Here is a 26,991-nt window from a genome sequence, read left to right on the forward strand (position 1 = left end):
GGTCAGTCGTCCTTGGGGGCGGGATGGTAGATCTCGGGCCGAAGATCCGCCAGGTAGTTCACGCCCTGCCGTACCTGCGCGATGCGGGCGCGGTCAAGCGAAGCGGCCACCAGCTCTTCACCGGTGCCGGCACGGGCAAGGTCGGCGCCCGCCGGGTCACAGATGCACGACAGGCCGCAATAGTCGAAATCACCCTCGTGACCGATGTAGTTGGCATAGGCGACGAAGATGCCGTTCTCTTCGGCCCTTGCGGGCACGAGGCGGTTCGGCACCGACAGGTAGGGCGCCATGTTGGCGGTGGGCACCAGCAGCGCCTCGGCCCCGTCGCGGGCGCTGGCACGGGCGAGTTCGGGAAACTCGATGTCGAAGCAGATGGCGAGCGCGACGCGCCAGCCGTTCAGGGTGACCACGGCGCTCCGGTGCTCTCCGGCGGAAAACTGGCTGGCGTCCACGTTCCCGAAAAGATGCGTCTTGCGGTAGGTGCACAGGGGCGTGCCCTGCGCGTCCACAAGCTGCGCGGCGTTGTAGACCCGTTCGCCGTCCCGCTCGGGAAATCCGAAGAGGATGGCGATGCCGGTACGCCGGGCAAGATCGGCAACCGCACGGGCCATGGCGCCGTCGCGCGGTTCCGCGAGCCGGGCGGTGGCCTCCCGGCCGATGCAATAGCCGGTGAGGTACATCTCGGGCGTGATGAGCAGGTCGCAGCCCCCGTCCCGCGCGTCCCGCGCGGCCTGCGCGAGCCGGTCCAGCGCGCGCGGCACGTCCGTGCCGATGGGGGGCACCTGCATGCAGGCAATCTTCATGCGGTCATCCTGTCTGTCGGTCCGTCGGGCGCCGCTGCGGGCGCCCGGCCATCAGATCGACTTTATCGAGCCGCCGTCAACTCTGATCCGGGACCCGGTGACATAGCCGGCGCGCGCGGATGCGAGAAAGGTCACCACGTCGGCGAATTCCTCGGGTTTGCCATAGCGGCCCGCCGGGATGGTCCCGCGAGAGGCGGCGGCGACATCGGCCACGTCCTTGCCGGTGCGCTTGGCCGCCGCGGCATCCAGTTCGTCGACCCGCTGGGTGTGGATGCGGCCCGGCAGCACCACGTTGACGGTCACGCCGTCCGCCGCGACCTCGTTCGCGAGCGTCTTGGACCAGCCGATCACGGCCGACCGGATGCCGTTGGACAGCGCGAGATTCGGGATCGGCTGCTCGACGCCGGACGAGGCGACCGAGATGATGCGGCCCCAGCCACGTTCCTGCATGGCCGGCAGCAGGCGGGTATCGAGGTGGAAGATGTTGGCGGCCATCGCTTCGAAATGGGCAATCCAGTCGGCGCGGTTCGCACCGGCTGCCGTGCCCGGCGGGGGGCCGCCGCCGTTGTTGACGATGATGTCCACGCCGCCGTCCTGTAGCAGCATGTCGGCCAGCGCATCCACCTCCTCGATCCGGGCGAGGTCGAGAGCGACGGGCGTCACGCCGTCCGTTCCCGCCGACCAGGCCTCGATCTTGTCCTTGCTGCGCGCGGCGGCGAACACCTGCGCGCCCTCGGCGGCCAGCGATTTGGCGATGGCCATGCCGAGACCCCGGCTTGCGCCTAGGACGAGCGCGCGTTTTCCGTCGAGTCCGAGATCCATCAGTTCAGCTCCTTCAGTCGTTTTTCCTGTCGTGCGATCAGCCGGTCCACCTCGGCGCGGCTCGCGGCAGAGAGCGCGCCGCCGGGTTTGCGCAGGGCGTCGTGGGCGATCACGCCGCGCCGGGCCAGCACGTATTTCCGGATGGCCAGACCCATGCCGGGCTGCTGTTCGAACCGGGCTAGGGGCAGGTAGGCGTCAAAGAGATCGCGGCCGCGCTCCATCTCGCCCGCATTGAAATGGCGGACCACGTCCACCATCATCTCGGGGTAGGCAAAGCCGGTCATCGCGCCGTCCGCGCCGCGTTCCATCTCTTCGGTCAGGAACATGCCGCCGTTGCCGCAGAGGATCGACACCCGCTGGTTCAGCACGCCTTCCTTGCGCAGCGCGGTGATCTTCTCCAGTCCGGGCCAGTCCTCGTGCTTGAGGCAGACACAGGTGGGCACGTCGTTCATGATCCGCGCGATGACGCCGGCGGAGATCTGGACGCCGGTGGCCAGCGGAAAATCCTGCAGGACGAAGGGCACGTCGCCCAGCAGGTCGCCGATGGCGGTGTAATAGGCGTAGATCTGGTCGTCCGTGCGCAGGCTGCCGGGCGGGGCCACCATGACGCCGGCTGCGCCCTGGTCCATCACCATCCTCGTCAGCGTGTCGATCTGCGCGAAGCCGGGGGCGGAGACGCCGACCACGACCGGTACGCGGCCGTTCACCCGGTCGAGAATCCGCGCGACCACATCGCGGGATTCCTCGACCGTGAGCTTGGGGGCCTCGCCCATCATGCCGAGGACGGTCAGCCCGGTTGCCCCGGTTTCGAGATAGAAATCGACCATGCGGTCGCAGCTTTCCATGTCGATGGCGCCATCGGGCTTGAACGGGGTCACGGCGATCACGAAGACGCCGCGGGCGTCGATGGTGAGTTTTGTCATTGTGTGTCCTCAGTTGGTCTTTTCGAGTGCGACGCGCCCGATCGCCATCGCGGCGGCGGCGCGGCAGGGTTCGACGACGGGCAGGCCCAGGTGATCCTCGAGGTCCGCGCAATAGGCGGTCATGCCGGCACAGCCGAGGATCAGCACGTCCGCCATCGCCTCGTCGCGCAGGCGGGTGCCGACCGTCCTGAGCCGCTCGAAGGTACGGTCCCGGTCGGCCAGTTCCAGCACGCCCAGTTCCAGCGGCATGTCGGCCGCGAGCCGGTCCATCACGCCCATGGCACCCACGTAACGCATGTGGCGCGGAATGCTTCTCGACAGGATCGAGACGATGCCGAACCGCTGGCCCATGGTCATCGCGGTCAGGATCGAGGCTTCGGCGATGCCCAGCACGGGCCGGGCGGATTGTTCGCGGAGCGCGGCAAGGCCGGGATCGGAGTAGCAGGCGACGACGAAGGCGCTGGCGGTGTCTTCCAGTGCCGCGCAATGGGAGAGCAGGGGGCCGACGACCCCGTCGACATGGGCCTGCGTCTCGATGCCCGGAGGCCCCTCCGCGAGGGTGCGGGCCTCGATCGGGACGGGGCTGAAAGGCCGCATCGGATCGACCGACCGGTCGATGCCGTCCGTGACGGCCTGTGTGGAATTCGGATTGACGATGTAGATGGTCATGCGGTTTTCCCTTCGTTGCCCCAGAAGTCCGGGGGCAGGTCGAGATCGGCGCGTGCGCCGATCCTGTCGAGCATGAGGTCGGTCTGCCGAGCGGCATCGTCGAGGATCGCTTCCTCGTCGACGCGGGTGGCGCGGAAGTCGCGCAGGACCATCTCGCCCCCGATCATGACGCTGGCCACGTCGTTGCCGTTGGCAAAGCAGACCAGCCGGTGCACCGGCATGTTCGGCGGATAGAGATGCGGACGCCGCAGGTCCACCATCACCACGTCCGCCTGCTTGCCGGTCTCGAGCGACCCGATGCGGTCTTCCATCCCCAAGGCGCGCGCGCCGTCGATGGTGCACATGGCCAGCGCCTTGCCGATGGGCATCACGCTGGCATCGCGGAAATGGGTGCGGTGGTAGTGCATGAGCTGCTGCATGTGGCGGAACATGTCGGAGGAACGGTCGGGGGCGGTCGCGTCCGAGCCGAGCGCGACGCAGGCGCCCTTGGCGATCATCTCGGTCGCCGGGCAGCGGCCCATGATCGACGCGTTGGCAGAGGGGTTGTGCGCGATCCGGGTGTCGGTCCTTGCGACGGTTTCCACCTCTTCGGGATGGAGGTCGATGCAGTGCGACAGCAGCGTATCGGGGCCGAGCAGACCCAGCTTGTCGGCCCGGTTGATCGACCCGCGCCAGTGGCCGTCCTGGGTAAAGACCAGCCCCCGCTCCCGCGCGTGGCGGCGGACGGTCTGCGCCTGCGTGCAGGCGGTGGCGTAGTCCCGTGGCGCCATGTCCCTTTCGTGCTCGTCGCGCAGGACGGGGTAGAGCAGGGCGATGCGGATGCGTCCCTGATGCGTGTCGTGCCAGCGGTCCGCGACCGCGAGGCAGGTTTCGAGCTGTTGGTCGAAGGTGACGGGGTAGGGGGCGCGCGTATCGTCCTGCCAGGTCGCGTAGGTCAGCGGATGCGGTGCGCGGGTGGGGCCGACGGCAACGACGCTGCGGGTGCCGACCTCTGCCACGGCATCGCAGTGGGCGGCGGCATGGGCTGGATCGTCGGTGCGCATGATCGTGTCGCCGCCCCCGAGCAGCGAGACACCTGTGGTGACGCCGAAGCGCAGGCGTTCCAGCGCCGCAAGCCGGGCCTCGGCGTACCAGAAGGCGGGCGGCGACGCCTGGGTGTAGACCTCGCCGCAGATCTCTTCCCACCTGTTGCCGGTGTGCATGCCCATCGACTTGACCAGCGCGTGGCCCGCGTGTGCGTGTACGTCGACGAGGCCGGGAATGATCGCCTGTCCGGTGCAATCCACCACCTCGGCGGCGCTGTCGGCAGGCATCTCCGCGGCGGGGCCCACGGCGACGATCTTGCCGTCGGCCACGGCCACCGCGCCGTTGTCGATCACCCGGCGGTCGGGGTCCATGGTGATGACCGTTCCGCCGGTCAGCAGGGTGTCGATCTTCATGCCGGTTCCTCCGTCAGTTGCGGCAGCGCACGGACGTCGATCACGCCGTCGGCAGGCATGGTGAAGTCGGGGTGATCGCCCGCGATGCCGATCACCTTGAGCGGGTTGTACAGGGTCAGCCAGGCGGGATCGTCCTGCAACAGGGCGTAGGCCTCGCGCCAGAGGGCGGCGCGCGCGGCACGGTCGGTCGTGGTGCGGCCCTCGTCGATCAACGCCTCGATCCGGGGATTGGCGTAGCCCTGCCACCACGACCCCGCGATGCGGCTGTCGATCTTCTCGTAAAGCACGCGGTAGGTGCTCATCGGGCTGGAATCGAACACGCAGAGGTCGCGGATTTCCTTGCGACGGACCATGTGGGCATAGTCTTCGCGTTCGGGATGGACATGAACCTCGAGGGTGATGTTCACCTCGGCCAGTTGGTCGCCAAGGGCCGCTGTCAGGATCTCGGCCTCGTCCGGGAGGCGCGTGGGGCAATCCACGTGCAGGGTCAGTCCGGTGTCGTGGCCCGCGTCGGCCAGCAGCGCGCGGGCCTTGTCGCGGTCGCAGGTCGCGCCCGCGCCGGTGCCGGCCCCGAAGTGGTTGGGGCTGACGAACCCGCGCAGGGGCCGGGCCGCGCCGCCGACCACGGTGTCGATCAGCGCCTCGCGGTCCACGGCAAGACTGAGCGCGCGGCGCACGCGGGCGTCGGCCAGCGGCCCTTTCGCGGCATTCAGGAGATAGATGATCGCCACGGGCGACAGGAATTCGTGCCGCATCGGCCCGAGCGCCCGCGACGATTCGAAGTCGAGGGCGTTCGCCACCTGCACCGCACCCTCGGCCAGCAGGGCCTGCCGGGCGCGGGAGCTGGTCTCGAGCTGCCAGGTGATCCGGTCATTGGGCGGCAGCGGCTCGAAGTGCCGGTCCACCCGCACGGCGGTGATGCGGTCGGGGGCTATCGTGTCGATCCGGTAGGGGCCGGTGCCGACATGGGCGGTCATGTCGCCCGCGTCCAGCGCGCCGAAGGCGGCGGGCGAGGCGATGAACCCCTGCTCCAGCACGTCAAGAAGGTCCGCCATCGGGGTGGCGAGCGTCAGGCGCAGGGTGTGGCTGTCGGGTGCCGCGTAGTCCGCGCTGCCAAGGTACTGCCGCCACACCGCGGGCGCGCCCAGCGTATACCCCTTGTCCTCGCGCGCCATGCGGCGGAGGTTCTCGATCACCGCGGGGGCGTCGCAAGGGGTGCCGTCGTGAAAGCGCCCGTCCTCTGCCAGCTGGAAGGTCCAGGTCCGGGCGTCGTCGGAGACCTCCCACTTCCGGGCGAGAAGCGGCGCGAAGTCCTGACCGTCGCGGCGCACCAGCGTATCGTAGATGGCGTGCAGGATCGTCAGTTCGTCGTTCGCGTCCGTGCAGTCGTGCGGATCGTGGATGCCCAGCCGGGCCTGTGCGATGATGGTCATGCGGTATCCCTTTCCGGTTCGTCGATCAGGTGGCAGGCCACCGCCTGACCATCGCCAATGTCCTGAAGCGCGGGGCGTTCTGCCGCGCAGCGGTCCCAGGCAAAGGGGCACCGGGTGCGGAAGCAGCAGCCCGACGGCAGGGCGAGGGCCGAGGGCACTTCGCCGGACAGGGTGATCTCTTCCTTGTCGCGCTTGGGCTTGATGCTGGGCGCCGCCGACAACAGCGCCCGTGTATAGGGGTGCCGTGGCCGGGCAAAGAGCACGTCGCGCGGCGCCTTTTCCACGATGAAGCCGAGGTACATCACGCCGACGCTGTCGGCGATGTGATGGACCACGGACAGGTCGTGGCTGATGAACAGGTAGGCGAGGCCGAATTCGTCGCGCAGATCCTTCATCAGGTTGAGGATCTGGGCCTGGATCGACACGTCGAGCGCCGAGACCGGTTCGTCCGCCACGATGAGGTCGGGCCGGACCGACAGCGCGCGGGCGATGCCGATGCGTTGCCGCTGGCCGCCCGAGAACTGGTGGGGATAGCGCCCAGCATGTTCGGCATTGAGGCCGACGCGGGCCAGCAAGGCCGCGATCTCGTCCCGGACCGCGCCGCGATCCCTGGCTTCCTTGCGCTGTTCCAGAAGCGGTTCGGCCACGATGTCGCGCACCCGCTGGCGGGGGTTGAGAGACGCATAGGGATCCTGGAAGATCATCTGCATCCGTGACCGTATGGGCAGCATGTCGGCAAAGCCGTACTGCGCGATATCCTCGCCGTCGATTCGGACTTCGCCGCCCGTGGGCTTGTAGATACGCGCGATGCTCTTGGCGACGGTGGACTTGCCGCAGCCGCTTTCGCCGACGAGGGCCATGATCTCGCCCTGGGCGATGCTGAAGCTGACGCCGTTTACCGCGTGCACCACCGGGTTGTCCAGCTTGAATCCGCCGCGGCCGACCCGCAGCCGGTCGAGGATGCCGCCGCCGATGGCAAAGTGCATCTGGAGATCCCGGACCTCCAGAACGGGGGAGCTTGTCGTCGTCATTGAGTGTCTCCCGGTGCGAGGGGAAAGTGGCAGGCCGCCCAGAGGCTGTCGTGCTGCCGTGTCAGTTCCGGTTCGACCTCGGCGCAGCGGGCCTGCGCACGGGGGCACCGTTCGCGGAAGTTGCAGCCCTTGGGCAGCGACCGGATGTCGGGCACCGATCCGGGGATCTGCCGCAGCCTGTCGTGGCGGTCGGTCGGGTCGGGGATGCTGTCGATCAGGCCGCGGGTATAGGGATGGGCCGGGGCTTCGATCAGGTCGCGGGTGCGCCCGCGCTCCACCACCTTGCCGCAATAGAGCACGGTGATGTGGTCGGCCATTTCGGATACGACGGCAAGGTCGTGGGTGATGAGGACCATCGACGCGCCCTTGTCCGCGATCTGGCGGCGCATCAGCTTGAGGATCTGGCTTTGGATCGTGACGTCAAGCGCGGTGGTCGGTTCGTCCGCGATGATCAGCCGCGGACCTGCCAGCAGCGCGATGGCGATGACGACACGCTGGCGCATCCCGCCGGAAAACTGGTGTGGATAGGCCTTGAGCCGTTCGGCGGCGCGGCTGATGCCGACGCTTTCCAGCATCTCGATGCAGGCCTTGCGACGGTTGGCGGCGCCGAGATCGCTGTGCAGGCGCAGCACCTCGTCCATCTGCTGTCCCACGGTGTGCAGCGGGTTGAGCGAGGTCATCGGGTCCTGAAACACCATCGAGATGTCGCGGCCCCTGATTTCGCGCAGCCGGTCCTCGCCCGCCGTTGCCAGGTCCTCGCCGTCGAGAAGGATCTCGCCTGCCTCGATCCGGCCCGGCGGGTCGATCAGGCCAAGAACGGAGAATCCGATGACGGACTTTCCTCCGCCGCTCTCGCCGACGAGACCCATGATCTCGCCCTTGCCGATTTCGAAGCTCACGCCGTTCACGGCTTTTACCACGCCGGAGAACGTGTGGAAGTACGTGCGCAGGCCGCGCACCGCCAGGAGGGGCGTGTCGTCGTCTTGCGTCATCATTTCAGCCTCGGGTTCAGTTCGTCGCGCAGGAAGTCTCCGAAGAGGTTGATGCCGAAGACCAGCATCATGATCGCCACGCCGGGAAAGACGGAGGTCCACCACAGGCCGCTGAACAGCACGTCGAAGCCGTTCTTGATGAGCAGGCCCAGAGAGGGCTGGGTGATCGGGACGCCGACACCGAGAAAGCTCAGGCTGGCCTCGATCAGCACGAAGGTGCCGACCTGGATCGTCGCGATCACGATCAGCGGGGTCAGGACGTTCGGCAGCACGTGCTTGCGGATGATCTTGGCATTCGGCAGGCCCGCGACCTTGGCGGCCTGCACGTATTCCTTTTCGATCTCGGACAGGGTCGAACCCCGCACGGTCCGGGCATAGACCACCCAGCCCACCGCCGTCAGGGCGATCAGCACCTTGTCGACTCCGGTGCCGACGGCGGACATCAGGAACAGCGCGATCAGGATGGAGGGGAAGGACAGTTGGATGTCCGCGATCCGCATGATGATCGAATCCACGATGCCGCCGTAGAACCCGGCGATCAGCCCCAGCAGGGTGCCGATGGTGCAGGAGGCGATCATCGCGACGATACCGATGAAGACCGATATCCGCGCGCCGTAGAGGATGGAGGCCCACACGTCCCGGCCCTGGCCGTCGGTTCCGAGCGGATAGCGCGCATCGCCCCCGTCGAGCCATACCGGAGGCTTGTAGCTGTCCATCAGGTCGAGAGACGCGATATCGTAGGGGTTCTGATCGACCAGGAACGGGCCGGCCAGCACCGCGAAGGCAAAGAGCGCCATCAGCGCGCTGCCGATGATGGCGGAGGCGCTGCGCTTGTAGTTGTGGAAGAATTCGGTGCGGAACACGCTGGTCATGGTCTTGTCCGTCTCATTTCAGGGTGATCCGCGGGTCGATCAGCGTGTAGACGAGATCCACCAGGAAGTTGATGACCACGAAGATCAGCGCCACGAGCATCAGGTAGACGACGATCACCGGGCGGTCGGCGCGATAGATCGAATCGATCAGCAGCTTGCCCATGCCGGGCCACGAAAAGATCGTTTCGGTGATGGTGGCGAAGGCAATCAGGTCGCCCAGTTGCAGGCCGAAGATCGTGACCACCGGGATCAGCGCGTTCTTGAGCCCGTGACGGTAGAGGACGTCCTTGCGGGTCACGCCCTTGGCGCGGGCGAATTTCATGAAGTCCTGCCGCGAGACCTCCATCATCCCGGCGCGGGTCATGCGCAGCAGAATGGCCATGGTGGCGAGCGACAGGGTGATCGCGGGCAGGGCGATGTGATGCCAGCCGTCCAGTGTCAGCAGGGAAATGCGCAAGCCGAAGATCTCTCCCGTGTCGCCCCGGCCGGACGAGGGAAAGACGCCCCAGTGCACCGCGAAGAGATAGATCAGCACCATGCCGACCCAGAAGCCCGGCAAAGAGATGCCCAGCAGCGATCCGGCCATGATGGTGCGGCTGATACGCCCGTTGGGGTTGGCCCCGGCGTAGACACCCAGAGGGATGGCGACGATCACGGCGAGCACCATGGCGACCAGAACCATCTCGACGGTCGCGGGCAGGCGTTCGAGGATCAGCGTCATCGCGGGCTGGCGGAACACGTAGGAGCGGCCGAAGTCGCCCTGAACGAGTGAAGAGATGAATTTCCAGTACTGGACCAGCAGCGATTCATCGAGCCCCAGCAGACGGCGGGCCTGTGCGATCTCGGCATCGGTGGCGTCGATCGGAACGACCATGAACACCGGGTCTCCGGTGAAGCTCATCATCATGAAGACGATCACGGACACGATCCAGAGGACAAGGATCATCTGGATGAGCCGTTTCAGCAGGTAGCCTAGCATGTGGTGGGACAGTCCAATCAGTCGGAATTACGAACCCCCGCCCGCGCGTGCGCCGGCGGGGGTCATGGCGATGTGGAGGCTTATTCGACGTCCATGTCGTAGGCCCAGATGAACTTGTCGGTGCGCGGCTCGAGGGTGACACCGTCACGCACGCCGTAGATGTCCTGCTCGTAGTGGAGCGGGATCATCGGGATTTCCGCCATCAGCAGCTTGGTGGCTTCCTGCAGGATCTCGTCGCGCTTCTCGAGGCTGGGTGTCGCGTCCGCCTCGTCGACAAGCTTGTCGAGCTCCGCGTTGGAGAAGGAGCCGCGGTTGACCTGGCCGTAGCCTTCACGCTTGTCGCGGGTGTAGAACAGCGCGCCGTACATGGAGCCCGCATCGCCGGCCGGCACGTCCCAGCCCGACATGATGAAGCTTGAGTTCTCGGTCGGTACGCGGATGTAGCCCCAGAAGTTGGACTTCGGCATGATGTTGAGGTTCAGCGTGATGCCCACCTTGGCCAGCATCGATGCCAGCGCCTGCGCGATCTGAGCGTCGTTGACATAGCGGTTGTTCGTGGCGTCGAGCGTCATGGTGAAACCGTCGGGGTAGCCCGCTTCGGCCAGCAGTTCCTTGGATTTCTCGATATCCATCGGATACATCTCGCGGAAGTTCATCCCGTCGACGTAGCCGGTGTGGGACGCCGGAACGAATTGCTCGGACGGGGTCGCAAGGCCGTTCATGACGATCTTGTTGATGGCGTCGACGTCGATCGCCCGCGCGATGGCCTCGCGCACGCGCTGGTCGGTCATCGGGTTGTCACCCTCGATGGTCGGGGACTTTTCGCGCGTGTCCATCGCCAGCACGACGTTCAGCAGGCTGGGGCGGGTGATGACCTCGAACCCTTCCTCGTTGCGCACACGCTCCACATCGCGGACCGCGAGATCCTGGATCACGTCCACCTCGCCGGTGAGCAGCGCCGCGGTGCGGGTGGCGGGGTTGGTGATCGGTCGGAAGGTCACGGTCTTGATCTTGGGCGCGCCGGCCCAGTATTCGTCGAAGGCGCTCAGGACCAGCTTTTCTTCCTTGATCCATTCTTCAAGCATGTAGGGACCGGTGCCCATGGGCTTGAGGTCCATCTGCTCGTCGCCGGTCTCGGTGGTGTATTCCTCGTCGAGGATCAGCACTTCGGCCAGGTCGTTCGGCAGAACGGCGTAGGGCTGCGGGGTGGTGATCTCGACCGTCAGGTCGTCGATCGCCTTGATTTCCGCGATGTTGGCCACAAGGTCGGGGCGGATGGATTCGCGCGCCTTGTTGACGGTGAAAACCACGTCGTCGGCGGTGAAGGCGTTGCCGTTGTGAAAGGTCACACCCTCGCGCAGCTTGAACCGCCATGTCGTGTCATCGACGTTCTCCCAGCTTTCGGCGAGACCGGGGCCGAAGGTCAGGTCGGCGCTGCGCTTCACCAGCGGGTCGTACAGGTGGTAGTACATGATGTTGGATGACAGCTCCTCGCCCGCGAGGGGGTAGAGGTGGCTGGGGTCTGCGGTCAGGCCGATGGTGACGGACTTTTCCTGGGCGACGGCCCCCGTGGCGGCCAGGATGGCCACCCCGACGGCACCGGCGCGCAGCGCGGATTGGGACAGGTATTTCATGTAAGCTCCTCTTGCTGGATCAGGGTTTCGGGCGATTCTTGCGCCCTTGGTTGTTGTTTTCTTGTCTTTGGAAGGGGCCGTATCAGTGGCCCGGCTTCGCGGTCTGGACCTCGATCTGGTAACCTTCGGGGTCGGTCATCGCGAAGGCGCGGATGCCCAGCTCCTCGCTGTCGCGCAGCTCCGTCAGCCCGCCCACGCCCTGGGATTTGACCCAGTCGTACCAGGCGTCGACATCGGGCACGCGCAGGCAAAGCTGCACCGTCTTCTGTTCGGCCCATTTCTGCATGCCCCGTGTTTCGTCCACGAGCCCGACGTGGGCCACGCCCTCGATCCCGTAGATCTTGGACCAGCCCTGGTCGATCGCCAGTTCGAAGCCGAGGACGTTCTCGTAGAACGCCATCGCGCGCGGGATGTCGCGGTAATACTGGAACGTGATCGCCTTGATGACGCCGTCACGGGGCCGCGATGGGCTGTCTGCAGTCATGTGATTTCTCACCTTCGTCATGTTGGTATCCAGATGGTATACACACCGCATGCACTGTCAACAGCCCTTGCGCGGAAATTCCGCGCGGCGGCTGCCGGGGCGGTCAGAACGGGTGATTGATCCGTGAAATGATCGATTCGCGGACATTCGTCAGGTGCAGTTTCATGGCCGCGGCCGCCTCTTCGGGGTCCTGGCCCGTGATCGCGTCGATGATGGCCAGATGCTCGTGGCAGCCGGGCAGGAGCCGGTCGGGGATCGAGCCTTGGTCGAACATGCGTGTCTTGTTCTTAAGTCCTTCAATCAACTCGCAAAGAAGCTTCGACCCGGCAAGGCGCGCGATCTCCAGATGGAGGTGCGAATCGAGGTCGGAATGTGCCCGCGAATCGGGGCGCGGACCCTCTATGAAGCCGGCGATCCGGCTTCGGATCGGCAGCAGCGTTTCGGCGGAACGTATGGAAAGTGCTGCTTTTTTAGCCGTTTCGCATTCCAGCAGGCTGCGCGCGTGCAGGATCTCCATGATCTCGCTCAGGGATACCCGGCTGACGACGGGGGTGCTGCCATTCGCGCGGGTGGCCAGCCCTTCGCTGATCAACTGTCCGATGGCTTCGCGGACCGGGGTGCGCGAGACGCCGAGCTGGTCCGCGAACTTCTTTTCCCGCAGCAGGGTGCCCGGTTCCAGCGTGCCGTCGAGGATCATCGCCTTCATGCGCTGAAAGGTCGTATCCCCAAGAGTTTGCACTGTTTCGACCATCGCACTCGCCTTCTCGTTAACGGACAGATACCAGATTACCGGTCGTCACCATGATAGTTGTTTGCAAATGGTATACACTCGGTATTTTATTTAGCCAAACATTGGATCGAGGTTGGCATGGCAAATTCACGATACGACACGGTGATCACGGGTGGCACGGTGGTCACGCCCGAGGGCATCCGGCAGGCGGATGTGGCGATCGACGGGGGGCGGATCGCCGCCATCGGGGACGACCTTGCGGCACGGGGCACAGATCTGATCGACGCGGGCGACCGCATCGTTCTGCCCGGCGGCGTGGACACCCACTGCCATATCGAACAGGTTTCGGGCGCGGGCCTGCTGAACGCGGACACTTTCGAGACCGCCACGCGGTCCGCCGCGTTCGGCGGCACCACGACGGTCGTTTCCTTTGCCGCGCAGCATCCGGGGCAGCGGGTGGGGCAGGTGGTAGCGGATTATGCCGTGCTGGCGGAAAAGGGCGCGATCACCGATTACGCGTTTCACATGATCGTTGCCGACACGGGCAACGGCAATCTGGCGGAAGATATCCCCGCACTGATCGCGCAGGGGCACCGGTCGATCAAGGTTTTCACGACCTACGACAAGGTTCGGCTGGACGACAAATCCATCCTCGACATCCTCGATGTCGCGCGGCGGGACGGCGCGCTGGTCTGTTTTCATGCCGAGAACGACGGACTGATCCGCAACGCGACCGAGAAACTGCTTGCCGCGGGCAAGACCGCGCCGAAGTACCACGCGCAATCGCATCCCCGCGAAGCGGAGATCGAGGCCATCGACCGGATGTGCCGTTTCGCCGAATATACCGGGGCGCGGATCATGATCTTTCACGTGTCGACCCGGGAAGGCGCGGAGATCGTGCGGCGGGCCCGTGCAAGGGGCGTGCCGGTGGAGGCGGAGACCTGTCCGCATTACCTGTTCATGACGGTGGACGTGCTGGACGGCGAGAATCCGGCGCGGTTCATGTGCTCGCCTCCCCAGCGGACGACGGACGATCAGGAAGCCCTTTGGGCGGCGCTGGCGGACGGCACCCTGCAACTGGTCACGTCGGATCACGCCCCCTACCGGATGGACGATACGGGCAAGTTCGTGCACGGGCGCGATGTCGCCTTCAACCGGATCGCGAACGGGATGCCGGGGCTTGAAACCCGGCTGCCGCTCATGTTCGACGCGATGGTCAGCCGCGGCCGCGCCGGGCTGGAAGCCTTTGCCGAGGTGACCGCCGCGGCGCCCGCCCGCGCGTTCGGGCTGGACCGAAAGGGCCGGATCGACGTCGGCTGCGATGCGGATATCGTGATCTGGGATCCGAAGCGGACGCAGACCTACGGCGCAGACGACCTGCATGACAACGTGGGCTACAATCCCTTTGAAGGGACAACGGTCACCGGCCTGCCGGTGCACGTCCTGTCGAGAGGCGAAACGCTGGTCAGGGACGGGGCGCTCGAGGTGACGGCGGGCAGAGGCACCTGGCAGCCCATGGTCTGGCGCGACTGACGGTTCCTGCCCCGGTGGCGGATCCACGCCGCCGGGCCGGATGACGCGGATCGCGCTGCGGCGGTTCCGGCAGGTCTGGGCATTGCAGAAAACAAGAAGGCGGCACCCGGGAGGAGGATGCCGCCATTTATGTGCGCCGGTCCGGGAGGAGGAGAAGACCGGCTACAGGTCGGATATAGCGCTAACGCTGCGGCTGCACAATAGACGCGCCATGCAATTTCTGCATTGCGGCATTGCATCCGTGGCGGAGTTACACCGCCTCCACAGCGATGGCGATGCCCTGTCCGACGCCGATGCACATGGTCGCCAGCGCCTTCTGCCCCGGTTCCAGACCCAGCATCGCAGATCCGGTGATCCGCGCGCCGGACATGCCCAGGGGATGACCGAGCGCGATGGCACCGCCATTGGGGTTCACACGGGCGTCGTCGTCGGCGATGCCAAGGTCGCGCAGGGTGGCCAGCCCTTGTGAGGCGAAGGCTTCGTTCAGTTCGATGACCGAGAAATCCTGCTGCTTCAGTCCGAGCCGCGCCATCAGCTTTTTCGACGCGGGGGCCGGACCCATGCCCATGATGCGCGGCGGCACCCCGGCGGTGGCACCACCCAGCACCTTGGCAATGGGTTTCAGCCCATGTTTCTCGGCGGCCTCGGCGGAGGCGATGATCAGCGCGGCGGCGCCGTCGTTGACACCCGAGGCGTTGCCCGCGGTGATCGTGCCGTCCGCCTTGACGAAGGGTTTGAGCTTTTGCAGCGCTTCCGCCGTGGTGTCGGGGCGGGGATGTTCGTCCTGTGACACAACGACCGGGTCGCCCCTGCGCTGCGGGATGCTGACCGGGACGATCTCTTTGGCGAGGCGTCCGTTTTCCATGGCGGCACCGGCCTTGTGCTGTGACCGCAGGGCAAAGGCGTCCTGATCCTCGCGGGCGATGCCGAAATCTTCGGCGACGTTCTCGGCCGTCTCTGGCATGGAATCGACGCCGTACTGGGACTTCATCAGCCTGTTCACAAAGCGCCAGCCGATGGTGGTGTCGAAGACCTCGTTGCTGCGCGAAAAGGCGGCGTCGGCCTTGGGCATCACGAAGGGCGCGCGCGACATGCTTTCGACGCCACCGGCGACGATCAGATCCGCCTCCCCGGCGCGGATCGCGCGGGCAGCGGTGATGATCGCATCCATGCCCGACCCGCACAGGCGGTTGATCGTGGCGCCCGGCACCGCATCGGGATAGCCGGCCAGCAGCAGCGACATGCGCGCGACGTTGCGGTTGTCCTCGCCCGCCTGATTGGCGCAGCCGAAAAGCACTTCGTCGATGGCCGACAGGTCCATGTCGGGGTTGCGGTCGGCCAGCGCCCTGAGCGGGATCGCCCCGAGGTCGTCCGCCCGGACGGAGGACAGTGCGCCGCCGTAGCGGCCGATGGGGGTGCGGATGTAGTCGCAGATATAGACGTCGTTCATTCCAGATCCTTTGGTACGTTCAGGTCGGCCACCTGGCCTTCGGTGTGCAGGGTCGCGCCCGTGACGGATTGCAGCGCTTCCATGTCGAGGCGGGGCAATTTCTCGCGCAGGACAAAGCCGCGGTCGGTCACGTCGATCACCGCGAGCGACGTGTAGACGCGTGTCACGCAGCCCACGCCGGTCAGCGGGAAGGTGCAGGTTTCCACCAGTTTGGGGCCGCCGTCCTTGGTCACATGGTCGGTGACGACCGCCACCCGGCGCGCGCCGTGCACCAGATCCATCGCGCCGCCCACGGCCGGAACCCCCTTGCTGCCCACGCGCCAGTTGGCCAGATCACCGTTCTGCGCGACTTGGTAGGCGCCCAGCACGGCAAGGTCGAGGTGCCCGCCCCGGACCATGGCGAAACTGTCGGCGTGGTGAAAGAACGCGGCACCGGGGTTCAGCGTGACCGCCTTCTTCCCCGCATTGATGAGATCCCAGTCCTCTTCGCCTTCCGCCGGCGCCTTGCCGAAGCCGAGCACGCCGTTTTCGGTGTGGTAGGTCACGTCGCGGCCCTCGGGCTGGAACTTGGCGATCATCTCGGGAAAGCCGATACCGAGGTTGACGTATGATCCGTCCTCGATGTCCTGCGCGGCGCGCCACGCGATCTGCGCGTTGGACAGCTTGTTCTTCATGATGTCGAAATCTGCCATCAGTGCACCACTCCCGCGCGTACCAGCACTTCTTCCTGTTGGGGGTCGGCCACCTCGACCACGGCATCGACGAAGATGCCCGGCGTGATGACCTGTTGCGGGTCGATGCAGCCGGGGCGGCCCAGCTCGCTGACCTGCGCGATGGTCACGTCCGCGGCCATGGCCATCAGCGGATTGAAGTTCCGCCCGGCCATCCGGTAGGTCAGGTTGCCCACGGTATCGCCCATCTGTCCCTTGATGAGCGCGAAATCCGCCTTGAGCCAGCGTTCGCGCACGTACATCTTGCCGTCGAATTCCTCGGTCGGTTTGCCCTCGGCCAGTTCGGTGCCGTAGGAGCTGGGCGTGTAGAACGCCGGTATTCCGGCCCCCGCCGCGCGGATGCGTTCCGCCAGCGTGCCCTGCGGCACCAGTTCGAGCGCGATCTCGCCCGCGAGGTATTTTTCGTTGAAGGCTTCGGCGTTCGAGCTGCGCGGGAAGGAGCAGATCATCTTGGCCACCATGCCGGCCTTGATCATCGCGGCGATGCCGATGCCGCCGTTTCCGGCGTTGTTGTTGATCACCGTGAGGCCCGACGGGCTGCCGGTGGTGCGGTAGCGGTCGATCAGGGCGTGGATCAGTTCGACCGGCGCGCCCGAGCCGCCGAAACCGCCGATCATGATCGTTGCGCCATCGGGTATCTGCGTGACCGCGTTGGCCACGGAAGGAACGGTCTTGTCCATGAGAGGTCTCCGGTTGATGCGGCAGGTGTAGCGGCGCCCCGCCACGGTTTCGAGCGGTTTGTTCGTATATCGACATTTGTTCGGATCGTGCATAACTTTGTGCACATGGCGAACAAATCCGGCGATACCATCTCCTCTCTCGCCAAGGGTCTGCGGGTGATCGAATGTTTCGGCGCGGACGCCCCGAAACTGAGCATCAGCGCGGTCGCGGCGCGGACCGGGCTGGACAGGGCGACGGCCCGGCGGTGCCTGCTGACCTTGCACGCCGAAGGCTACGCGGCGTACGACGGCAAGTTCTTTGCGCTCACGCACCGCGCCCTGCGGCTGGGGATGGGGGCGATCGCCTCGCTCGAATTGCCGCAGATCGTGCAGCCGTGGCTGGACCAGCTGACCGAACAGATCGGTCAAAGCTGTTCGGTCGCGGTTCTGGACGAGACCGAGATCGTCTATCTGGCGCGGGCGGCGCAGAAGCGGGTCATGTCGATCGGGCTGATGCCGGGGTCGCGGCTGCCGGCGCATTGCACCTCGCTGGGACGGATCCTGCTGGCCGGCCTGCCGGCGGCACAGGCCCGCGCGGTGATCGATGCCTCTGACCTGTCGCCGCGCACGGCCTTCAGCCTGACCGACCCCGACGAGATCATGTCCCGGATCGACGCGGCGCGGCGGGAGGGCCACACCATGGTCGACCAGGAGGTCGAGATCGGCCTGCGGTCCATCGCGGTGCCGCTGCACGACGCGGCGGGCAAGGTGGTGGCCGCGCTGAACGCGGGCATGGCGGCGACGCATCATGATCCCGCCGAGATGGCAAAGACCTGTCTGCCGCCGATGCTGCGGGTTCAGGCCGGGATCGCCCGCCTGCTGGCCTGATCCGGCGGCCCGTGTTGCAACCCCGCCGAACCGCTTCTAGGTTGCGCGCAACATCAGGAGACATCATGACAGACCATCCCGAGAGCGCGCTGCACTTTCCGTTCGAGACGATGCCGGCCTTCGGTGAGATCGTCGAAGTGCGGCCCGGCATTCTGTGGACCCGTGTGCCGCTGCCCTATCGGCTGGACCATGTGAACATCTACCTGATCCGCGACGGCGAAGGCTGGGCCATCATCGACACCGGGATCCAGACGGCGGACGCCAAGCAGACCTGGGAAGACATTTTGGCCGGTCCCCTGCAGGGCGCGCGCATCACGCGTGTCATCGTCACGCACTATCACCCCGACCACATCGGGTTGGCCGGCTGGCTGTGCAAACGGTTCGATGCGCCTTTGCTGACCAGCTTTTCCACCTTCATGGGGTGCAAGGTGATTTCGCAGGGCGCGAACGAGAGCATGACGCGCTACAACTTCGATTTCTACCTCAGCCACGGCATGACCGAGCAGGCGGCCGGGGTGGTCGCGATCCAGGGCAACGAATACCTGCGCCGGGTCGGCGATCTGCCGAAGTCCTTCCTGCGGCTGCTCATGCCCGACACGCTGGAGATCGGCGGCAGGGCCTTCCGGGTCATGACCGGCGACGGCCACGCGGCGGAGCAGGTGATGCTGTATTGCGAAGACGAGGCGCTGCTCTTTGCCGCCGATCAGGTCATCGAGAAGATTTCGCCCAATATCAGCGTCTTCGCCGATGAGGCGAATGGCGATCCGCTGGGTCATTTCCTGCGTTCCCTGCGGTTCCTGCGGACCGAGATCCCGGACGATGTGCTGGTCCTGCCGGGGCACCGGCGGCCGTTTCACGGCTTGCACCAGCGCTGCGCGGAGCTTGAAGCGCATCACCAAGAAAGATGCCAGCGGGTGCTGGACGCCTGCGCGGGGGGGCCGAAATCCATCGCGGATCTGGTGCCGGTTCTGTTCACCCGTGAACTCGACCCCCACCAGATGAGCTTTGCCTTCACCGAGACGCTGGCGCATGTGAACCGGCTGGTACGGCGGGGCGAGATCCGGGCCGAGAACCGCGAGGGCCGCATCTATCACGTTCTGGCCGGCGCGGTATCCGGAACCGCCGGATGACGGCCGAGGCCGAACACCCGCCCATCGCGATCGTCGGGGCGGGGCTGATCGGCACCGCCTGGGCGGCGCTGTTCGCCCACCATGGATTTCCGGTGCGGCTATGGGATCCGCAGGCTGCCGCGATGGACCGCGCGGCGGCGGCCTTGCCGCGTTTGTCGGCGCAATTGTCCGCCATCGCGGCGGGGCAGGGCGGACCGCAGGACGTCGTGCACTGCGCCACGCTTGCAGAGGCGGTGGCCGGGGCGGCGCTGATCCAGGAGAGCGCGCCGGAGGACGTGCCGCTGAAACACGCGCTTCTGGCGGAGATCGAGGCCACGATGGCCCCGGAGGCGATCATCGCGTCCTCCACGTCCGCCCTGACGTGGTCGGACCTCGGGCCGGGGCTGGCGGAGCCCGCCCGGCTGATCACGGCGCATCCCTTCAACCCGCCTCACCTTGTCCCGCTGGTGGAGCTTTACGGCACCGATCCGGTCCGGATGGATAGGGCGGAGGCGATCTACCGCATGGTGGGCCGCGTGCCGGTCCGCCTGCGCAAGGATGCGACGGGACATATCGCGAACCGGCTGGCCTCGGCGCTTTGGCGGGAAGCGGTGTACATGGTGCAGGAGGGCATCGCGGACGTGGAGGCGATCGACACCGCGCTGGCCAACGGGCCGGGCCTGCGCTGGTCGGTGCTGGGGGCGCACATGGCCTATCATCTGGGCGGCGGGCCGCAGGGGATGGCGGGATATCTCGATCATCTGGGCCCCAGCCAGGAACGCCGCTGGGCATCGCTCGGCACGCCCGCGCTGACCCCCGAGGTGCGCGCGGCGCTGATAGACGGAGTGGCGCGCGAAGCCGGGGGGCGCAGCATCGCGGAACTGGAGCAAGACCGGGACGCCGCGCTGATTGCGCTGTTGCGCGCCCGGAAAGCCGACGGCTGAGGTTCAGCCAAACACCTGCGGGTCGCGTCCGAGCCGGGTGAAGGACCGTGACCCGTCCGCCGTGACCAGCACGTCGTCCTCGATCCGGACGCCCAGCTTGCCGGGGTGGTAAAGGCCCGGTTCGATGGTGATGACCATGCCGGGCTCCAGCGGCGCGTGGTTGCCCCGCATCAGCTGCGGGGCCTCGTGCACGTCAAGACCCAGACCGTGGCCGACCTTGTGCCGGACGTTGTCGGCAAAGCCCGCCGCCGCAAGGTGATCCTGCACGGCGGTATCCAGCTCGTGGGGGGTGACACCGGGGCGGCACATCTCGCGGGCAAGCCGGTTCGCCTCCAGCACCGCGTCATAGAGGGCGCGGTGATCGTCGGGGACTTCCTCGCAGAAATAGGTCCGGGTGATGTCCGCGCTGTAGCCGTCGAGCTTTGCGCCGAAGTCGAACAGCAGGGCATCGCCGCGCTGCACCTTCCTATCGGCAGAAGGCACGCCATGGCAATCCGCCGCCGCCGCACCGGCCAGCACGATTAGGTCGAAGGCCGCGCCTTCCGCCCCGCGCTCCAGCATGTTGATCAGCAGTTTCGCGCGGATCTCCGTTTCGGACAGGCCCGCGCCGATCTGGCCCAGCGTCACCGTCAGCGCGTCCTCGCTGATTTTCACCACCTGTTCGATGGCCGCGATTTCGCCCTCGTCCTTGTGCAGGCGCAGCGGCAGCAGGATGTCGCTGCCGTCCGTCATTTCGGTGCCGAAGGCGCGGGCGAGTGCGGCTGCCTCGAACTGGCGCATCCGCCCGCTTTCCACGGCAAGCGAGGTCAGGCCGGTCTGCCGGGCCAGCGTCGCCAGCGCATCGGCGTAGCCGTCGGCATCCTGCCAGAACACGGTCTGTGCCTGCGGCATCCGCGCTGTCCACATATCGCGTTCCAGTGCCGGGATCGCGGCATGCACCGCGCCCGCGGCGGTCACGATCAGGATCGTGGGCCGTTCCATCAGGCCAAGGCGAACACCTGTCAGGTAGAAGAAGTTCGGTCCCGGCACCACGGCGATGGCGGGGCAGTCGTGTTCCTGAAGCAGTCTGGTCAGTTTGGCGATGCGGGCGTCGAAATTCATGCAGGGTTCCTTTCATGGGTCGGCGCCAACCTCGCCCATCCCGCCCCGCTTGCCAAGGTGCCGCCGGCAGGAGATCAGTCCAGCGGCAGGCCGACGTAGTTCTCGGCAATCGCGCGCGAGGCGGCCTCAGAACTGCGCAGATAGTCGAATTCCGCTCTCTGCATCCGTTTCTCAAAATCGGAGTTTTCGGGAAACTGGTGCATCAGCGTCGACAACTGCCACGAGAATCGTTCGACCTTCCAGACCCGGCGCAGGACGGTTTCCGAATAGGCGTCGATCAGGTCGTCCTTGCCGTGCCTGTAGTGCAGCGCCAGGGCCCGGTGAAGCAGGCGCACATCCGCCACGGCAAGGTTCAGCCCCTTGGCCCCGGTCGGTGGCACGATATGCGCGGAGTCCCCGGCCAGGAACAGGTTGCCGTATCGCATCGGCTCCGCCACGAAGGACCGCAGCGGCGCGATGCTCTTTTCAAAGGACGGCCCGGTCTGAAGGCTCGCGGCGGCATCCGGTCCGAGCCGGGTCGCGAACTCTTCCCAGAAACGGTCGTCGGACCAGTCCGCCACGTCGTCGGACGCGTCGCACTGGATGTAGTAGCGGCTGCGGGTGTTCGACCGCATGGAGGCCAGCGCGAAGCCGCGGTCATGGTTGGCGTAGATCAGTTCGTGCGAGACCGGGGGCTTTTCCACAAGAATACCGAGCCAGCCAAAGGGATAGACCCGTTCGTAGGTGCGCAGCACATCCGCCGGGATCGCCTGCCGCGACACGCCGTGGAACCCGTCGCATCCCGCGATGTAGTCGCATTCGACGGTGACGTGTTGCCCCTCGTGCGTGAAGTGCACCCTGGGGCGGTCCGACTTCAGATCCGACGGTTTTACGTCATCGACGTTGAAGAAGAACCGCTGGCCCTGCTGCATGCGCTTTTCGAACAGGTCCTTCGTCATCTCGGTCTGGCCGTAGACGGTGACCGTCTTGCCTGTCAGCCCGGTAAGGTCGATCCGGTGCCTTTCGCCGTCGAAGGCCAGTTCGAAACCCTCGTGCGGCAGTCCCTCGCGATGCAGCCGGTCGGCGGCGCCCGCTTCTTCCAGCGCGGTGACCGTGCCCTGTTCCAGTACGCCGGCGCGGATGCGTCCCTCGATATAGGCGCGGTCCTTGCGGTCGAGCAGAATCGTGTCGATCTCCTCGTTGGCGAGAAGCTGCGAAAGCAGCAGACCGGCGGGGCCCGAACCGATGATGCAGACGGATGTCGTGATGGTCTTGGTCATGATTCCGTGTCCTACAGATGAGTGGCGTTCATCATATGCGCGAGGGCCGGCCGGCAAATGGACAGCAGGTGCGAGTTTTTGTACTATCCGATCAGGATGGCGGATTTTTCGCCGTTTGCCGCGCGGGAAAGGGATAATCGTTGCCGGACCGTATTCCGACCTACGAGCTTTACGGCGAATACCTCGCCGGCACGCGCAGCGACCCGGTGCATCACGAGACGATCCGTGAACGGAGCAGCCAGCATGACTGGACGATCCGCTTGCACCGGCATCGCAAGCTGGCGCAGGTCTTTGTCCTGCGGACGCCAGGTGTCGCCATCCGGCTGGGGGACCTCAACTTCCGCAGCCAGGAGCCGGTGATCTTGCTGGTACCGCCGGGCGTGGCGCACGGGTTCCGCTTTCCGCCGGATATCCTTGGCGATGTCATTACCCTGCGCCCGGCCCTGTTGCGGGAGGACACCGCACAGCGCCTGTCGCGGCTGGGAGAGGCAGGCGGGGCCATGTTGCCACGGCAGGGTGCGCGGCATTTCGACACCATCGAGACGCTGATGGCTCAGCTCAGGGAGGCGATGCGCGATTTCGGTCCGGACCGGGCCGAGCTGCTGGACACGATTCTCCGGCTCGTGCTGATCTATGTCGATGCGGACCGTGCCGCCGCACAGCCGCTGGGCGCGCTGCCCGCCCCGCAGGAACAGACTCTGCACGAAAGCCAGGTGCAGGCCTTTTGCGGGGCGGTGGAGGCACATTTCGCGAGCCCGATGACGCTGGAGTCCTACGCCGCGGAGGTCGGTGTTTCCAAGCCGCATCTCAACCGGCTGTGCCGCCGCATCCTCGGCACGACCCCCAATGCGCTGATCCGGCAACGCCGCCTTGTCGAGGCCCGGCACCTGTTGGAATTCACGCGCCATTCCATCGCGGATATCGCGGCGCGCGCGGGATTTGCCGATCCGGGATATTTCAGCCGCAGCTTCCGGTCGGACACGGGGATGACGCCGGGCACCTACCGCAGACTGCACGGCAGCTAGGGGCAGATTTCCGTCGGGGAATTCAGGGTTGCCAAAAGGATGCGATTAAAAAAGACTGTCCCGAGACGAAAAACAGGGAGTTCAACATGACCAAGACGATCACGCTGCTTTCAACCGCCATGCTGCTGTCCACGACGGCACTTGCCCAAGCGGAAACGCTGCGGTGGGCGCGCGCGGGTGACGCGCTGACGCTCGATCCCCATTCCCAGAACGAAGGGCCGACGCACACGATCCGGCACCAGATTTACGAGCCGCTGATCATCCGCGACATCTCGGGCGCGTTCGAACCGGCGCTGGCCACCGAATGGGCCCCCAAGGAAGACGACCCGAATGTCTGGGTGTTCAAGCTGCGCGAAGGCGTGAAATTCCACGACGGCGCCGACTTTACCGCCGAGGACGTGGTGTTCAGCTTCAACCGTGCCCAGTCCGAGAATTCGGACATGAAGGAACTGATCAACTCGATCACCGAGGTACGCGCGGTGGATGATTACACCGTCGAGATGGTCACCGACGGGCCGAACCCGATCCTGCCGTCGAACCTGACCAACCTGTTCATCATGGACAAGGGCTGGACCGAGGCGAACGACACCGTCGACGTGCAGGACTTCGAGGGAGGCGAACTGACCTACGCCACCACCAATGCAAACGGCACCGGTCCCTACAAGCTGGAAAGCCGCGAGCAGGACGTGCGGACCGTCATGTCCCTGAACGAGAATTACTGGGGCAAGGATGATTTCCCGCTGGATGTGACCGAGATCATCTATACCCCGATCCAGAACCCTGCGACCCGTGTCGCCGCGCTGCTGTCGGGCGAGGTCGATTTCCTGCAGGACATGCCGGTGCAGGATCTCGAGCGCGTCAACAACGCGGACGGTCTGGTGGTCAAGCAGGCGCCCCAGAACCGGGTGATCTTCTTCGGCATGAACATGGGCGCCGATGACATCGAAGCCGATAACGTCGAGGGCAAGAACCCGCTGGCCGACGCGCGCGTGCGCAAGGCGATGTCGATGGCCATCAACCGCGACGCGATCAAGCAGGTCGTGATGCGCGGCCAGTCGCAGCCCGCCGGCATGATCGCACCGCCCTTCGTCAACGGCTGGACCGAGGAGATGGATGCGGAATCCCGCACGGACATCGAGGGTGCGAAGAAACTGATGGAAGAGGCCGGCTACGGCGACGGGTTCTCGATCCGGCTGGACTGCCCGAACGACCGTTACGTCAACGACGAGGCGATTTGCCAGGCGGCTGTCGGCATGCTGGGTCAGATCGGCGTGACCGTGAACCTGGATGCCAAGCCCAAAGCGCAGCACTTCCCGCTCATCACCGACGGCAAGACGGACTTCTACATGCTGGGCTGGGGCGTGCCGACCTACGATTCCGAGTACATCTTCAACTTTCTGGTCCATGGCCGCGAGGATGACATCGGTACGTGGAACGGCACCGGCTACGACAACGACGAGCTGGACGGCATGATCAAGAGCCTCGCGTCGAACACGGATCTGGAAGCCCGCAACGCCGATATCGCGGAAATCTGGCGCGTGGTGCAGGACGAGACCCTCTACATCCCGATCCACCACCAGGTGCTGAACTGGGGCATGAAGGACAGCGTCGGGATCGAGGTGGACCCCGAGGACCAGCCCAAGGTCAAGTACTTCACCATGAACTGATCGTCCTTAGAACGACGGGACAAGGGGCGGCGCCGTGGCGTCGCCCTTTTTCGATGCGGCGTCACGATGCCCGCCGGATGCCCCGCCCATGTCGCATGACACATCCGTGAACCGCCGAAGTTCCGATTGCTTCTGGCGGTGCAGCCGCTAGCCTGCTGCGGAACGACCACAGACCGGAGTGTCAGCCGTGCACAGACCAATCGCAGCCATCGCGCTTTTCCTCGGGCTGACAGCACCCGTGCTGGCCGAGGAGTTCAGGTGGGCCGAGACGACCGATCCCCAGACGATGGACCCCCACGCGGTCAATTCCACCCCGGTGCTGGGTTTTCTGAACAATGTGTACGAGGGTCTGGTCCGCCGCGACCGGGACATGAAGATCGAGCCGGCGCTTGCCGTCTCGTGGGAACCGATCGGCGCGGGTGAGGGCTGGCGCTTTGTCCTGCGCCAAGGAGTGAAGTTCCACGATGGCAGCGACTTCACCGCCGAGGACGTCCTGTTCTCCTACGAGCGGGCGAGTTCCGAACAGGCCGACACCGCGAGCTGGTTCGCCCCGGTATCCGAGGTCAGGGTCGTGGACGAGCATACCGTCGATATCATGACGACGTCCCCCAATCCGATCTTTCCCGACAGCATCGCGAACTGGATGATCCTCGACAGTGGCTGGGCCGAGGCCAACAACGCCGCCCGCCCCGACAAGGAAGCGGGCAATCATGCGACACTGAACGCCAACGGCACCGGGCCCTTCCGCGTGACCGCACGAGAGCCGGGCCTTCGCACGGTGCTGGAACCCTTCGACGGGTGGTGGGACGAGGCCACCCACAACATCACGCGCGCCGAACTCACGCCGATCCAGAACCCGGCGACCGCGGTCGCCGCGCTGCTGTCGGGCGACATCGATTTCATCAACCCGGTCCCGATCCAGGACACCGAACGTCTGAAGCAGAACCCGGACGTCAAGGTGATCCAGGGGATCGAGGCCCGGGTCATCATGCTGGGCTTCCCGCACGAGGCCGGGGCGCTGAAGTTTTCGGACGAAGTGAGCGACGCGAACCCCTTTGCCGATCCGAGGGTGCGTCAGGCGGTGGCCCATGCCATCAACGTCCCCGCGATCCTTCAGACCATCATGCGCGGCAATGCCGAAGAGGTCAGCCAGCTGGTCAGTCCCGCGATGCGCGGATACAGCGACGCGCACGCCGCCCGGCCCGCGTACGACCCGGAACAGGCCCGCGCGCTTCTGGCCGAAGCGGGGTATCCCGACGGTTTCTCCTTTGGTCTGAAATGCACCAACGACCGTTATCTGAACGACGAATCCGTCTGCCAGGGGATCACCGGGATGCTGGCGCAGGTTGGTCTTCGGGCCAAACTGGACGCGATGCCGGTGCAGAACTACTGGCCCGAACTGCGGGCCGACAACTTCGACATGTTCCTGCTGGGGTGGTCGCCCGGCACCTTCGACGCCGAACACCCGATCCGTTTCCTCGTCGCCACGCCCGACGAGGAGGCCAAGCTGGGATCATGGAACTTCGGCGGCTATTCCAGCGCGCGGATCGATGAACTGCTGCCGCTGATCCAGTCCGAGATCGACGAGACCAAGCGTCAGGCGATGCTGGACGAGGTCGCGGGCATCGTTCAGGACGACATGGCCTATGTGCCGCTGTACGTCCAGCCGCTGATCTGGGGTGCCAAGGCAAACATCGACCTGACCCAGAGACCCGACAACTTCTTCATCTTGCGTTGGGTGACGGTGAACTGACCGCACCGCGGCCACCTGCCGGCAATTCGGCGGTTTCCGCCGCGTTCGTCTTGACCTCGGG

The 26,991-nt window shown here is 65.9% G+C and carries 25 protein-coding genes; 7 read left to right on the forward strand and 18 right to left on the reverse strand.

What is annotated here, in order from left to right; all coding sequences use genetic code 11:
- Nucleotides 1-2: 2 nt before the first annotated feature.
- The 13 genes from BOO69_RS20465 to BOO69_RS20525 form a co-directional block, all read right to left on the reverse strand.
- Nucleotides 3-803 (reverse strand): carbon-nitrogen hydrolase family protein, encoded by an 801-nt coding sequence (locus tag BOO69_RS20465; RefSeq protein ID WP_071974219.1) that lies wholly within the window; start codon nt 801-803, stop codon nt 3-5.
- A 51-nt stretch (nt 804-854) separates the two neighbouring features.
- The gene (locus BOO69_RS20470) at nt 855-1,625 is read right to left on the reverse strand and encodes an SDR family oxidoreductase (protein ID WP_071974220.1); all 771 of its coding nucleotides are present in this window, start codon (nt 1,623-1,625) and stop codon (nt 855-857) included.
- Nucleotides 1,625-2,548 carry a dihydrodipicolinate synthase family protein gene (locus tag BOO69_RS20475; protein ID WP_071974221.1) on the reverse strand — a complete coding sequence of 308 codons (924 nt, stop codon included), beginning with the start codon at nt 2,546-2,548 and terminating at the stop codon, nt 1,625-1,627. Before BOO69_RS20475 ends, BOO69_RS20470 begins: the two co-directional genes overlap by 1 nt.
- Before the next feature lie 9 nt (nt 2,549-2,557).
- Entirely contained in the window at nt 2,558-3,217 is a 660-nt protein-coding gene (locus tag BOO69_RS20480; RefSeq protein ID WP_071974222.1) for an aspartate/glutamate racemase family protein, read from the reverse strand.
- Nucleotides 3,214-4,656, reverse strand: coding sequence for an amidohydrolase family protein (locus BOO69_RS20485; RefSeq protein WP_071974223.1), 1,443 nt, complete (start codon nt 4,654-4,656; stop codon nt 3,214-3,216). The genes BOO69_RS20480 and BOO69_RS20485 overlap by 4 nt, the downstream gene beginning before the upstream one ends.
- Nucleotides 4,653-6,089, reverse strand: coding sequence for an ABC transporter substrate-binding protein (locus BOO69_RS20490; RefSeq protein WP_071974224.1), 1,437 nt, complete (start codon nt 6,087-6,089; stop codon nt 4,653-4,655). Before BOO69_RS20490 ends, BOO69_RS20485 begins: the two co-directional genes overlap by 4 nt.
- A complete protein-coding gene (locus BOO69_RS20495; protein WP_071974225.1) occupies nt 6,086-7,120 on the reverse strand; it encodes an ABC transporter ATP-binding protein in 1,035 nt (344 codons plus the stop codon). Before BOO69_RS20495 ends, BOO69_RS20490 begins: the two co-directional genes overlap by 4 nt.
- Nucleotides 7,117-8,115 carry an ABC transporter ATP-binding protein gene (locus BOO69_RS20500; RefSeq protein WP_237267644.1) on the reverse strand — a complete coding sequence of 333 codons (999 nt, stop codon included), beginning with the start codon at nt 8,113-8,115 and terminating at the stop codon, nt 7,117-7,119. Before BOO69_RS20500 ends, BOO69_RS20495 begins: the two co-directional genes overlap by 4 nt.
- Nucleotides 8,112-8,984 (reverse strand): ABC transporter permease, encoded by an 873-nt coding sequence (locus BOO69_RS20505; RefSeq protein ID WP_071974226.1) that lies wholly within the window; start codon nt 8,982-8,984, stop codon nt 8,112-8,114. Before BOO69_RS20505 ends, BOO69_RS20500 begins: the two co-directional genes overlap by 4 nt.
- Nucleotides 8,985-8,997: 13 nt before the next feature.
- Nucleotides 8,998-9,963: an ABC transporter permease gene (locus tag BOO69_RS20510; protein WP_071974227.1), complete on the reverse strand. Its 966-nt coding sequence runs from the start codon at nt 9,961-9,963 to the stop codon at nt 8,998-9,000.
- Between the two features lie 80 nt (nt 9,964-10,043).
- Nucleotides 10,044-11,597: an ABC transporter substrate-binding protein gene (locus BOO69_RS20515; protein ID WP_071974228.1), complete on the reverse strand. Its 1,554-nt coding sequence runs from the start codon at nt 11,595-11,597 to the stop codon at nt 10,044-10,046.
- 82 nt (nt 11,598-11,679) lie between these two features.
- On the reverse strand, nt 11,680-12,081 hold the full coding sequence (locus tag BOO69_RS20520; protein ID WP_071974339.1) for a VOC family protein: 402 nt from the start codon (nt 12,079-12,081) through the stop codon (nt 11,680-11,682).
- Nucleotides 12,082-12,184: 103 nt separating this feature from the next.
- A complete protein-coding gene (locus tag BOO69_RS20525) occupies nt 12,185-12,787 on the reverse strand; it encodes a GntR family transcriptional regulator (RefSeq protein WP_237267645.1) in 603 nt (200 codons plus the stop codon).
- Between the two features lie 162 nt (nt 12,788-12,949).
- Between BOO69_RS20525 and hydA the strand changes: the two genes are divergently transcribed.
- A complete protein-coding gene (gene hydA / locus BOO69_RS20530; RefSeq protein ID WP_071974230.1) occupies nt 12,950-14,344 on the forward strand; it encodes a dihydropyrimidinase in 1,395 nt (464 codons plus the stop codon).
- Between the two features lie 250 nt (nt 14,345-14,594).
- On the opposite strand, the gene pcaF is transcribed toward hydA, so the two are convergent.
- From pcaF to BOO69_RS20545, 3 genes are read right to left on the reverse strand one after another with little or no spacing between them, the layout of a single operon-like run.
- Nucleotides 14,595-15,794 carry a 3-oxoadipyl-CoA thiolase gene (gene pcaF / locus BOO69_RS20535; protein ID WP_071974231.1) on the reverse strand — a complete coding sequence of 400 codons (1,200 nt, stop codon included), beginning with the start codon at nt 15,792-15,794 and terminating at the stop codon, nt 14,595-14,597.
- Nucleotides 15,791-16,468, reverse strand: coding sequence for a 3-oxoacid CoA-transferase subunit B (locus tag BOO69_RS20540; protein WP_071974340.1), 678 nt, complete (start codon nt 16,466-16,468; stop codon nt 15,791-15,793). Before BOO69_RS20540 ends, pcaF begins: the two co-directional genes overlap by 4 nt.
- A 17-nt stretch (nt 16,469-16,485) precedes the next feature.
- The gene (locus BOO69_RS20545; RefSeq protein WP_071974232.1) at nt 16,486-17,205 is read right to left on the reverse strand and encodes a 3-oxoacid CoA-transferase subunit A; all 720 of its coding nucleotides are present in this window, start codon (nt 17,203-17,205) and stop codon (nt 16,486-16,488) included.
- A 105-nt stretch (nt 17,206-17,310) separates the two neighbouring features.
- On the opposite strand from BOO69_RS20545, the gene BOO69_RS20550 reads away from it, so the two are divergent.
- From BOO69_RS20550 to BOO69_RS20560, 3 genes are all read left to right on the forward strand, one after another.
- Nucleotides 17,311-18,072: an IclR family transcriptional regulator domain-containing protein gene (locus BOO69_RS20550; protein WP_071974233.1), complete on the forward strand. Its 762-nt coding sequence runs from the start codon at nt 17,311-17,313 to the stop codon at nt 18,070-18,072.
- Between the two features lie 65 nt (nt 18,073-18,137).
- A complete protein-coding gene (locus tag BOO69_RS20555) occupies nt 18,138-19,202 on the forward strand; it encodes an MBL fold metallo-hydrolase (protein ID WP_071974234.1) in 1,065 nt (354 codons plus the stop codon).
- On the forward strand, nt 19,199-20,125 hold the full coding sequence (locus BOO69_RS20560; RefSeq protein WP_071974235.1) for a 3-hydroxyacyl-CoA dehydrogenase NAD-binding domain-containing protein: 927 nt from the start codon (nt 19,199-19,201) through the stop codon (nt 20,123-20,125). Before BOO69_RS20555 ends, BOO69_RS20560 begins: the two co-directional genes overlap by 4 nt.
- A gap of 3 nt (nt 20,126-20,128) precedes the next feature.
- On the opposite strand, the gene BOO69_RS20565 is transcribed toward BOO69_RS20560, so the two are convergent.
- Nucleotides 20,129-21,226 carry a M24 family metallopeptidase gene (locus tag BOO69_RS20565; protein WP_071974236.1) on the reverse strand — a complete coding sequence of 366 codons (1,098 nt, stop codon included), beginning with the start codon at nt 21,224-21,226 and terminating at the stop codon, nt 20,129-20,131.
- A gap of 74 nt (nt 21,227-21,300) precedes the next feature.
- Complete coding sequence (pobA, locus tag BOO69_RS20570) at nt 21,301-22,473, reverse strand: 4-hydroxybenzoate 3-monooxygenase (RefSeq protein ID WP_216637032.1); 1,173 nt, start codon at nt 22,471-22,473, stop codon at nt 21,301-21,303.
- Between the two features lie 152 nt (nt 22,474-22,625).
- Here pobA and BOO69_RS20575 point away from each other — a divergent pair, with 152 nt between their 5' ends.
- The 3 genes from BOO69_RS20575 (at nt 22,626) to BOO69_RS20585 (ending at nt 26,930) form a co-directional block, all read left to right on the forward strand.
- Nucleotides 22,626-23,510 carry a helix-turn-helix domain-containing protein gene (locus tag BOO69_RS20575; RefSeq protein ID WP_071974238.1) on the forward strand — a complete coding sequence of 295 codons (885 nt, stop codon included), beginning with the start codon at nt 22,626-22,628 and terminating at the stop codon, nt 23,508-23,510.
- An 86-nt stretch (nt 23,511-23,596) separates the two neighbouring features.
- A complete protein-coding gene (locus BOO69_RS20580) occupies nt 23,597-25,177 on the forward strand; it encodes an ABC transporter substrate-binding protein (protein WP_071974239.1) in 1,581 nt (526 codons plus the stop codon).
- Between the two features lie 187 nt (nt 25,178-25,364).
- Nucleotides 25,365-26,930 (forward strand): ABC transporter substrate-binding protein, encoded by a 1,566-nt coding sequence (locus BOO69_RS20585; RefSeq protein ID WP_071974240.1) that lies wholly within the window; start codon nt 25,365-25,367, stop codon nt 26,928-26,930.
- Nucleotides 26,931-26,991: the final 61 nt, after the last annotated feature.

Origin of the sequence: Sulfitobacter alexandrii (genome assembly GCF_001886735.1) — a bacterium.
GTDB classification, from domain to species: Bacteria; Pseudomonadota; Alphaproteobacteria; order Rhodobacterales; family Rhodobacteraceae; genus Sulfitobacter; species Sulfitobacter alexandrii.